The sequence below is a fragment of the Psychrobacter sp. genome (assembly GCF_035469765.1).
In the GTDB taxonomy this organism is placed as follows: domain Bacteria; phylum Pseudomonadota; class Gammaproteobacteria; order Pseudomonadales; family Moraxellaceae; genus Psychrobacter.
On record NZ_DATIRM010000180.1, the window covers coordinates 1 to 11167 of the forward strand.

An 11167-nucleotide genomic window follows, 5' to 3' on the forward strand; every position below is an offset into this window, starting at 1 on the left:
AGTTTCTCATAACTGCCTGTTTGATGGGCGCGATATAAAAATCCACCAAGGATAATCAATCTTAATAATAATAAACACCATACGCTTAGCCAGATGCCCGTCATATCCCACTGCTGATAAAGCAACCAACTCAATGGGAAAAAGATAGCCGCTAATATAAGGGCTGCATTGCGAATAATACTACCTGCTGTTAAACCAAAAAATATCCCATCTAACCAGTAAGCACCAACCCCGACAAGTGGTAACAAGACGGCATATAAATGGTAGTCGTAGGCGAGCGTAAAAACAGGTTCGATATTGGTCATAAACTGTAAATATGTGGGCATGGCAAGCCACCATATCGCACTTAGCAGGATAGCAAGACCGTAGCTCACGATGCCGGTACGCTTCACAATAATGCGAAAGCGTGACCAATCTCGTCGACCTGCTGCTTGTCCACTTAACGTCTCAGCAGAGACTGCCACCCCGTCAAGGGCAAAGGCTGAGATACTCAATACTTGTAATAAAATAGCATTAGCAGCGAGTATGACGTCGCCGCTTTGGGCAGAGAGGCGAGTAATCCAAGCGAAGCTTAAGGTTAAAATAAGCGTACGAATAAAAATATCTTTATTTAAAGAAAATAGCCTAAGCATTTTATCTTTACTAAAATGCTGCGGGTCAGCGGTAAATAACGCCTGCCAAGAGATTTTTAAATGTAGACGACTTAACCATAATGCCAATACTACACCCAGCCAAAAGGCAATCACTGTACCCAAGGCGACACCGACCAAACCCATATCCATCGCAAAGACAAAAAATAGCGTCAGGATGATATTAATCACGGCTATAAAGCCTTGTTGATAAAGCATATAGCGGGTCTTGCCTTGACCTGCAAACCAGCCAATAAAAGCAAAGTTCATCAACTCAGCGATCACACCCCAAAAGCGCACATCTAAATAGGTCTTTGCTGCAGCGCCACTATCAGGATTAGCGGAGAGCGCTTGTAGACCAAAATCAATGAGCCAAGGTTTTGCCAGTAGGAGAATCGCGCCAATCATAAATGCCAACACCAAAGCACGCTGCAAGATGGACAACAGCGGTGATTGCTGACTAGAGTTATTTTTTAGAGTGTCGCTATGAGCAGTGTTTTTATTAGCCAACTGCCCTAGAGCTTGCGCCGAAAGTCCAGATGAGGCATATTGCAAAAAGTTAAAACTGACGAGCAATAATGACAGCAGTTGTACTGCAAGCCCAATACCAGCAAGTTTTGCCGTGTCATTCATATTGCCAACAATCGCCGTATCAATGACGCTTTGTAGTGGCATGGCAAGATTTGCCAGTAATACTGGCAATGCAATAGCGATAATACGCGCATAGCCAGTATCAATGGGCGGCATAGCACTTGGCGGTAGGGTAGATGACATAAGACAATCGCTTAGATAGGCAGATTAAGAATACTCATAGATAGTGTTAAAAATAAAACTTTATAGCAGCGCTAAACGCTTTGGGTATTGATTTGATTTTGACTATCATACATAGACAAAAGCACCTAGAATCTAGGTGCTTTTGTCATAATAATGCTTATCTACTCACTTAATAGAGAATTTACTAAGTGAGCAGGGGTACCATTATCAATCTTGTTCAAACATCTTTGGATCATTGAAAGTCACGATTTCTTCTTCAAACTCAGGTTTTACTTTGACGATAAAGTCATCACGTGACAGACCCATTGCTAGAGGAATCGAGCTTGCAATATAGGTAGATGAATAAGTACCAGCAAGTAAACCAATAAACAGTGCCGCTGAGAACCAGAATAAGCCATCGCCGCCTAAGAATAGCATCGCTAATACCACTAATAGTACGGTTGAGATAGTCATAATCGTACGGCGTAGGGTCTCTGTCAATGACAAATCAATGGTTTGACGAGGACTAATACCACGGACACGGCGGAAATTTTCACGGATACGGTCATAAACGACGATGGTATCGTTCAATGAATAACCAATCAATGCCAAGATAGCCGCTAGTACCGTTAAGTCGAATGGGAAGCCAAATAAGGCAAAGACACCGATTGTCACGATAGCATCATGAAACAAGGACAATACTGCGCCAAGTGCCAGTTTGAACTGGAAGCGTAGGGCGACATATCCCAGCATACACACTAGTGCGAGCACAATCGACATGACTGAGCTTAGGTAAACCTCATTACCCACTTGACTGCCGATAATGTTAACGTTGCTGATTTCAACATTGTTATTAGGTAGCACTAACGCTTCGCTCAAGCTGGTGTTAAGACCATCAATGTTATCAGATTGAGGTGGCAAACGTATTAGCAGCTCTTGCGAGGTGCCTAGATACTGAACGACTGCATCATCAAAGCCATTATCCGCTAACGCATTGACGACATCACCTTGCTCGACAGATTGCTCATAGCGCACATCTGCTGACACGCCGCCGGTAAAATCAAGACCAAGGTTTAAGCCATTGACTGCAATCGCAATGATACTACCAATCACCAAAATGATTGATAAAATACCCATTGGCTTTTCTATCTTCATAAAAGGGATAATACGCTGATCACCAACGGCTTTGATACCGCCTTCGGCATAGGAAGCAGCATCGTCAGCGGCGTCCCCTAACGCTAGATTGGGATCAATAGCAGCAGTCGCGAGTAATTGGCTGTTTTTATCAGCGCTTTTGCCACTACGCTGAGTTTTGCTAGCTGATTTCTTAGCAGTGGCGTTATTGGTTTGGGTATTGCTACCTTTGCCATCACGGCGCGGCTTTTTACGGCGACGCGTACTTGCTTCATTAGTTGCGCCGTTCGGTTCAGGATTATTCTGTTGTTATAAAGGGTTGTTATTATCGATTGCCATAGTTTTCTCCTAACCGATGCTCAGACGTTTGATAGATTTACGCTTACCATAAGCAATTTGTATCAACGCACGGGTTACCAAAATTGCGGTAAACAGTGAGCTGACAATACCAATCGCTAAAGTAATCGCAAAGCCTTTAATCGGACCCGTACCAATCGCAAATAGGATAAAGGCGACGAGTAAGGTTGTGATATTGGCATCGAAAATACTACTATAGGCACGATCAAAACCTGCCACGATAGCCGATTTCGGTCTCACTCCATTAGCTATCTCCTCGCGGATACGCTCAAAAATCAGAACGTTGGCATCGACCGCCATACCAATGGTCAATACAATACCAGCAATACCAGGTAGCGTCAGTGATGAGCCTAAGATTGACATAATAGAGATGATGATAATAACGTTCACTGCTAGGGCAATATTGGCAATCACACCAAACAGGCGATAGAAGATAATCATAAACGCAAAGACTAATAAATAACCAACCTGCGTAGAGAATAACCCTTTATCGATATTTTCCTGACCCAGTGATGGACCAATGGTGCGCTCTTCAACGAAATACATCGGTGCCGCTAATGCGCCTGAACGTAGTAACAGCGCAAGCTCAGCCGCTTCAGCACTACTATCAAGACCGGTAATACGGAATGATGAGCCAAGGACTGCTTGGATATTGGCACGGTTAATGACTTTTGTTTCAGCATATGGCGTACGAACTTCAACAGTTTCGCCAGTCGCTGGGTCTTCTTGATAAGCGATGCGCTGTTTATTTTCAATAAACAATACAGCCATTTGCTTGCCAACCGCTGTACGGGTAGCATTCTGCATTAGCTTACCACCAGCACTATCTAAGGTGATACTAACCTCAGGTGAGCCGCTTTCATCAATACCGGTTTGAGCATTGGTAACCTTGTCACCAGTGACAATCGCTTGGCGCTCTAATAATACTGGCGGACCATCAAGGGTTTCAAATGGGAACGCTTCAGTACCGGCAGGTGGAATACCGCCCGTATAATTTTCGGCACCTTCAGCAACCATACGGAATTCAAGATTGGCAGTACGACCAAGAACACGTTTTGCCTCAGCAGTATCTTGTACGCCAGGTAGCTCAACCACGATACGGCTAGCCCCTTGTGATTGCACCAAAGCTTCTGTTACCCCAAGCTCGGCAATACGATTGCGCAGAGTGGTCAAATTTTGATTGACCGCATAGCTGTTGATTTCATCAAGTGTTGCATCGTTATACGATAAAATTAGGGCAGGACCTTGCGCATCGATAGAAGATTGCAGGGCAAAGGTGTTACCCACCGAGCTTTGCAAAACGTTTTGTGCACGGTTACGAGTGTCTGTATCAGAAAAATGCAATACCACGCTACGCTTGTCGTTTTTGATACCTTTAACAGCAATACGCTCAGCTCTTAGATCTCGTCGAATATCACGACTGGCACTGGTTAGACGTTGTTCGAGCGCCTTGTCCATATCGACTTCTAACACAAAACGTACGCCACCACGTAAATCAAGACCAAGTTTCATGGGCTTTGCGCCGATATCACGCAACCACTGTGGCGTTGTCTGCGCTAAGTTCAGCGCAACCACATAGTTTTCACCCAAATTTTGTCTTAATACTTCTTGAGCTTTGAGCTGATCGACTGGATTGTCAAGACGTACTAACGCACTGTTGCCTTTAAACGTACCATCATGGTAGTTCAAGCCCGCTTCTTTTAACAAATCTTGCGACTCGGTCAAGATGCCATCAGACAACTGCGTACCTGCTGCGGCACTGGTGATCTGTACGGCAGGTTCGTCAGGATATAAGTTAGGAGCAGCATATAGACCGGCAATGATTAGTACGACGGTGATGAGTAGGTATTTCCAAGCGGGATATTGCATAATCACTTCTTTAAGTTGATAAACTACTGGCGACGCAGGTCACAAGTTAGCCGGTGGGAAGTTAGCGATAACAATGGTGAGGCGCTTATAAAGCTGCCATAGCATCCATGATAGTGCACCACTGCGATCATCCGCGATGATAGTAAAACATAAAGTCAAAAATGACCGTAAATAATGTACGGTCATTTTATAATCATAACAACTCTTAATTGATACTGATACAGTAATAGCCAGTCATTATCGTGCTGACTACTTTTAACGATTGCATTTATCAATTATTAAAGCTGTCAATGACGATTATACGCTTTCGATAGTACCAGCTGGCAATACTGAAATAACAGAAGCACGTTGTACTTTGATGTCCGTATTGTTGTTTAAGCTGACCACTGCATAATCGCCTTCTAGATGTTTGATACGACCCATCAAACCACCGGCAAATATGATTTCACTACCGACTGTCAAAGCACTTACCATAGCGCGATGCTCTTTGGTACGTTTTGATTGTGGGCGAATCACTAAGAAGTAAAAAATCGCAAAAAAAGCAACTGGTAATAAAATCTGACCGAACTGTTCCATATCTCTCTCAATAAATTATAGATAATATTAAATTTAGACGCATAGTAGCAAAAAATCCCAGACTTGGTAACTGTTAATCATAAGCTGGGGGTGTTTTTCTTAACCTATATACAAGTTAATAGCACACTATCGCAAATATTTTCCTTTTTAAATTGCCTATAATACATGGAAGCTATTAGCCTATAAAACAAGCCCTGTGTTAAATAGTTATATTCAGTGAAAAGTAATATTGATATACCAGCAGTATCGTAGCCTTTTTAAGGTGTTTTGACCATATTATGCAAGCAATAACAATCAAGACTGCTTTACTATTGAATGTATTGCCCTCATTGAAATATAAAGCGATTTATTGTGAAATAAACGCATCAATGCTACTATCAAAAGCCAACGCTCCTCAGTCTTTATCATAAGATTTTATAGACTGTAGTGAGCGCTATTTTCTCATTTATGTATCAAAAGCTCAGCATCTAGCAGCTATTATTTTGTATCTGCTGACGTCTGCTCATGATATATTGTGACTTCCTTCTACTTCTTTGTTTAGGTTACCTAACTTGTTTACCTCTTTTATGTCTGTACCCCGTTTACATCGTTCGCGTGCTTGTCGTAAAGACGCCTCTGCCAAACCTCCCCCGACGATGCGTGGCGATACTCGATTGAGTATCAAGTCATTTCTGTTGTTGTCTGGGATAACGTTGGCGCCGCAAACCGTTTGGGCTGCTGAAGCATTGGCGGACCCAAGCACAAGCAGCGTATTACTACTCATCTTATTTGTGTTGGTGGCGATTGGCATCTCATTTATTTGTTCGTTGGCAGAGGCAGCATTACTCAGTATGACACCGTCATATATTGCTGATATTCAAGAAACCAATCCAAAAAAAGCAAATATGCTAAAAAGCTTAAAGATTGATAATATCGATCAGTCTTTGGCGGCTATTTTGACGCTAAATACAGTGGCGCATACCTTGGGCTCTATTGGTGCTGGCGCACAGGCGACAATTGTATTTGGTAGTGCTTGGTTTGGACTATTTTCTGCAGTCATGACATTGGCTATTTTATTTTTATCTGAAATCATGCCAAAAACACTCGGGACTATATACTGGCGTCAATTAGGTGGCATGGTTGCTTATTTTGTACGAGGTATTATTTTACTGCTGTATCCATTAATTTGGATATCAGAAAAATTCACCAAACTGCTAGTACGCGGTAAAGAACCGCAGGCATTTAGCCGCCGTGAGTTCGCAGCGCTTGCCAGTATCGGTGAAGAGTCGGGACAGATCGACCCATTAGAGTCACGTATTATCCGTAACTTACTGGCATTTGGTGCCATCAAAGTTGAAGATATTATGACGCCTCGTTCGGTTATGCTAGCTTTTGAAGAAAATAAAACAGTGGCAGAGTTATTGGTTGATCGCCCAAAGCTGACCTTCTCAAGACTACCGATTTATGATGGTGATTTGGATAATATCACGGGTTTTGTGTTAAAAACAGATATGCTATTGTCAAAAGTGAATCAAGCAGTCGATAAACCGTTGACGCAATTTAAACGAGACATCACCTTTGTGTTTTCAAAGATGAAGTTGTTTGATTTGCTTGAGCTCATGCTCAAAAACCGTATCCATATTGCTATTACAGTAGGTGAGTATGGCGAAGTTAAAGGTTTGGTTACTTTAGAAGATGTGTTCGAAACACTCTTAGGTCTTGAAATTGTTGATGAGATAGATCGTGTTGAAGATATGCAGGCACTCGCGCGGCAAATGATGGACAGACGTGTTGAGCGCTTGGGTATGAAGCTGAGCGATGATGAGCACTATGAAGATTATACGCCTGACAATAAGCCGTAAAAGACTTGTCAGTAATGACTGCTGAAGTTGGATAAATGTAATAGTTTATGGTTTTCTGTATCAAATAAAGTCGTTTGTCTGAGTCGATGCCCTGTTGTGTTTATCGCAATAATTACACAGGGTGTCACATGACTGTGAGAATTAAATGATAGGCTAAAAGCATCCTAACAAGAAGCGGCTAAAAATCTAATATAAGATTCTTGTTAGGATGCTTTTATGAATATAACATTCATCGGGTATAAACAGTATTCTATAATTTGCTAGTAGCTCAGTCATCATAAGTCGACTGAGTTAACATTAAGGAAGATCATGAAACAATTATGGGGAAAAGGGCTATTAGCTCTATTGCTAAAGAGTGCTAGTATAACGGCAATCGTTGCTACTGTTGGTATGATGAGTATCAGTGCGCAAGCAGCAACCATGACGGAAGCCTTGGTACAGAACTATGCTGCTGCTATGAAAGCATCTGCCAATAGTCAAAATATCAATCAGGTCGCGAGCTTGGTTTCTGATGATGCACTGATTTCAATGTCAAGAAAGGGTAAGTCTACGAGCCTAGATAAAGAAGCATATCTAAAGCTATTACAAAGTAGCTGGAACAATACTTCAAACTATCGCTATGATATCAGTGTTGATAATGTCGTAATTAGCGGTGGGCAAGCAAAAGCCAATGTGACAACTAATGAGAGTTGGGTAAAAGACGGTCAGCAGGTATCGTTTGTCACCACATCAAGGGTTACGCTGACCTTATCTACTGGTAACGCAGTGCTTTTACGCGCTGTGTCACAAGTAGCTATTAATTAGTGAGTTAATTAATAAAAATAAATAAATAAACTCGCTCAATCATAAGCTTTGATCGCAAAAGATAAATCAAATTGGATTTTGGGCATTATCTTTTATATTGAGCTGGTCTTTATTTGATATTGCGTACTATACTGTCAATCAACTTTATTTTATAACTTCTTGTTGCTAGGAAACGTTTACTATCATGTCTAATGTGTCATCAAACTATCGCTCATTTATCGCTTTACCACTGACGCTTGCAGTGTCGACTCTACTTATCAGTGCTTGTAGTAATACATCAGCGGTGAAGAAGACGGGTGCGACTGGCAGCACAGCTGTGGTTACTAAACGTCCTATCACCCAAGTTCAGCCGGCGGGTAATGCAGACTATTCAACCGCATTTTTGGATGCTGAGAGCTTGGATGAGCTTGCTGACTTGTTAGAAGCCACCGATATGACTATGGTTGAAGGCAATAAGCTTGCCATTCAACAATATGGTGATTTGTGGAATCGCCTGCGCGCAGGTTACCGTATGAACGGTGGACAGCCAGTTTATAATCAGCGTATTGAAGCACAAAAAGGCTGGTTTACCAGTAGACAAGACTATCTAAACCGCTTAACTGCACGTGCCAGTCGCTATATTTATCACACAGTACGAGAAGCTGAACGTCGGAATATTCCCACCGAACTAGCCTTGCTACCTGTGATTGAGAGCTCCTACGATCCAAGTGGTACCAGTAGCGCGGCGGCGGCAGGTTTATGGCAGTTTATTCCAAGTACAGGTCGCATTTACGGTCTTAATCAAAGCAGCACTTACGATGGTCGCCGTGATGTCATAGAGTCAACACGTGCCGCTTATGATTTTCTGACCGCACTGCATAACCAGTTTGGCAGTTGGGAGCTGGCCTTAGCCGCTTACAATGCCGGTCCTGGTCGTGTGCAAAAAGCCATTGATGCCAATAGAGCTCAAGGCTTACCTACCGACTATTGGTCACTTAGATTACCTACTGAAACCATGAATTATGTGCCGCGCTTTTTGGCCGTTGCCGAAATCGTCGCTAAGCCTGAGCAATATGGTGTCTATTTACCGGCTATCGCCAACCGCCAACATTTCCGTAGTGTGCCAGTTAATTATGGCGTTAGCTTAGCCGAAGTATCACAAGTAACCGGTGTTAGCTACGACGAATTAGAAAGACTAAATACAGCGTTGACCTCAACACGTATTGACTCATCAGGTCCGCAGCGTATTATCATCCCTAATGATGTTAGTCTTACTACTGATGCTAGGTTGAGCGCTTTGAGAGGCAATGGTAGCAGTAACATCTTGGCGTCTAACAATACAAGCAGCACTACTACGCCAAGCTATTCTGGATCGACGACACCAAGCTATAACACTAAGCCTTATACCGGCAGCACCTCATTGCCCTCTACTGGTAAAGGTCTTGCTGATTATGCGGCAAGCGCCAGTGTGCCGCAGCAAACTACTAGCTATATTCCGCCATCGTCATCAACTACCAGCAGCTCAGTTTATAGTGGCAGTGCCTCAGTACGTACGGAACCCCCTTTAACCTCAGCAGAAACCAAAAAAATCAATGCTGAGCTAAAGAGCAGCAACAGCTTACCGACCACCTCGGCGCAAATTACTCAAAACAATACTATCATTCAAGAGCCGCCGCTAAGTAAAGCGGAGCGTGATTTTATTGCCACTCAAATTCGCATTAACACGCCTGAAACCAATGTCATTAACGCTGATGGTAATATCAATCTATCGGCAGTACAGACGCAGCAGTCTGTTTTAGAAGCCACAGGAAAAGAGAAGAAACTGAGCTTCCCAAAAACCTCAGTTAGTAAACCAAAACCTCAAGGTACACGTACTACTTATACGGTCAAACGTGGCGATACTTTAGCTAATATTGCCAGTCGCTCTGGTGTAAACTGGCGCGATATTACAGAGTGGAACCAAATAGATGCCAACGCTAAATTGCTATCTGGCAGTACTTTGTATCTGTATGATGCCAAAACAATTACGCCGATAAGTAATAACAGTGCGACAAGTGCGAGCCAACCAGATAGTTATGTGGTACAAGGCGGTGATACACTCATCGGTACTGCTAATCGCTTTGGTTTATCAGTCACTCAGCTGGCAACCTATAATAATTTAAGTAGCCGTGCAGACTTATTGAGAGGTCAAAAACTATGGCTTATCCCTGGTAAAGTGATAGCGCCAGTCAGCACACCTGCTGCGCCATCGACCAAACCAAATAAGTCATCGACTGCGACTAAAAACTATAAAGTCAAAGGGGGTGATGGCTTGATTGCGCTTGCCCGCCAAATTAATATAACGACTGAGATATTGGCTAGCCTTAATAATATTGGAACGACAGATTCGCTATATGTCGGACAAACCTTAAAAGTGCCAACTAGCGTAGATTTTACGCCTGCGACCACCGCTAGTAGTACACCTACTAAGACCAGCAGTTCAAGATCTGTGCCGACAACCAATTATAAAGTGAAATCAGGCGATACCTTGATTGGTATTGCTAATAGTATTGGCGTTAGTGCTGAAGATATTGCGGCGGTAAATAGCAGTTTCGATGCCAGAGCTCGCCTACAACGCGGTCAAACTATCAAAGTGCCCGTATCAAAAGAATTGGTTGATCGTAAGCTAAATGATGAAGCCGTTAGCTATAAGGTAAAATCAGGCGATACATTGACGGGTGTTGCCCAGCGTTACAATATTGGTTTGAGTGATTTGGCAGCAGCCAACAATCTCACGACTAATGCGAATTTGATATTGGGTCGCACGATTACCATTCCTGCTAAAGGCAGCGTGAGTACTTCTACTAGCAGCACCGCTAACACTAGCAAAATTAGCACTGCGGCTAGTAAAGACACTGCTACTAAGACTGAAACACCAACCGCTAGTGGCAAAAAGCTTGGTAATACTGAGAGCTATAAGGTTCAGTCAGGTGATGGTTTGATTGCATTAGCACGCCGTTTTGGTATTTCAGTCGAAGATTTGGCTGCCACTAATGATATGGCAACCAATGCCCAGCTACAGCGTGGACAAACCATCAAAGTACCAAAAGTCACCGTCAGCTATACGGTTGGCTCAGGTGATAGCTTGATTGGACTGGCACGTAAATATGGCGTTTCAACCAAAGAGCTTGCCGATATGAACGATATTGCAGTGGATACGATGCTGCAACGTGGTCAACGTCTAAC

8 protein-coding genes are annotated in these 11167 nt (G+C 43.0%); 3 read left to right on the forward strand and 5 right to left on the reverse strand.

Going from position 1 to position 11167, the window contains the following annotated elements; all coding sequences use genetic code 11:
• The 5 genes from VLN09_RS05145 to yajC form a co-directional block, all read right to left on the reverse strand.
• The coding region (locus VLN09_RS05145; protein WP_325244325.1) for an MATE family efflux transporter at positions 1-1403 on the reverse strand (1403 nt) is incomplete at its 3' end.
• Positions 1404-1610: 207 nt separating this feature from the next.
• The gene (secF, locus tag VLN09_RS05150) at positions 1611-2573 is read right to left on the reverse strand and encodes a protein translocase subunit SecF (protein ID WP_325244337.1); all 963 of its coding nucleotides are present in this window, start codon (positions 2571-2573) and stop codon (positions 1611-1613) included.
• Positions 2574-2620: 47 nt separating this feature from the next.
• Positions 2621-2791 carry a hypothetical protein gene (locus tag VLN09_RS05155; protein WP_325244327.1) on the reverse strand — a complete coding sequence of 57 codons (171 nt, stop codon included), beginning with the start codon at positions 2789-2791 and terminating at the stop codon, positions 2621-2623.
• A 73-nt stretch (positions 2792-2864) separates the two neighbouring features.
• A complete protein-coding gene (gene secD / locus VLN09_RS05160) occupies positions 2865-4742 on the reverse strand; it encodes a protein translocase subunit SecD (protein WP_325244329.1) in 1878 nt (625 codons plus the stop codon).
• Positions 4743-5039: 297 nt separating this feature from the next.
• Complete coding sequence (yajC, locus tag VLN09_RS05165; RefSeq protein ID WP_325244331.1) at positions 5040-5318, reverse strand: preprotein translocase subunit YajC; 279 nt, start codon at positions 5316-5318, stop codon at positions 5040-5042.
• 566 nt (positions 5319-5884) lie between these two features.
• On the opposite strand from yajC, the gene VLN09_RS05170 reads away from it, so the two are divergent.
• From VLN09_RS05170 to VLN09_RS05180, 3 genes are all read left to right on the forward strand, one after another.
• Positions 5885-7159, forward strand: coding sequence for a hemolysin family protein (locus VLN09_RS05170; protein ID WP_325244339.1), 1275 nt, complete (start codon positions 5885-5887; stop codon positions 7157-7159).
• A 309-nt stretch (positions 7160-7468) separates the two neighbouring features.
• Positions 7469-7963, forward strand: a complete 495-nt coding sequence (locus VLN09_RS05175; RefSeq protein WP_325244333.1) for a hypothetical protein — start codon at positions 7469-7471, stop codon at positions 7961-7963.
• A gap of 184 nt (positions 7964-8147) precedes the next feature.
• On the forward strand, positions 8148-11167 hold a 3020-nt coding region (locus VLN09_RS05180), incomplete at its 3' end, for a LysM peptidoglycan-binding domain-containing protein (protein WP_325244335.1).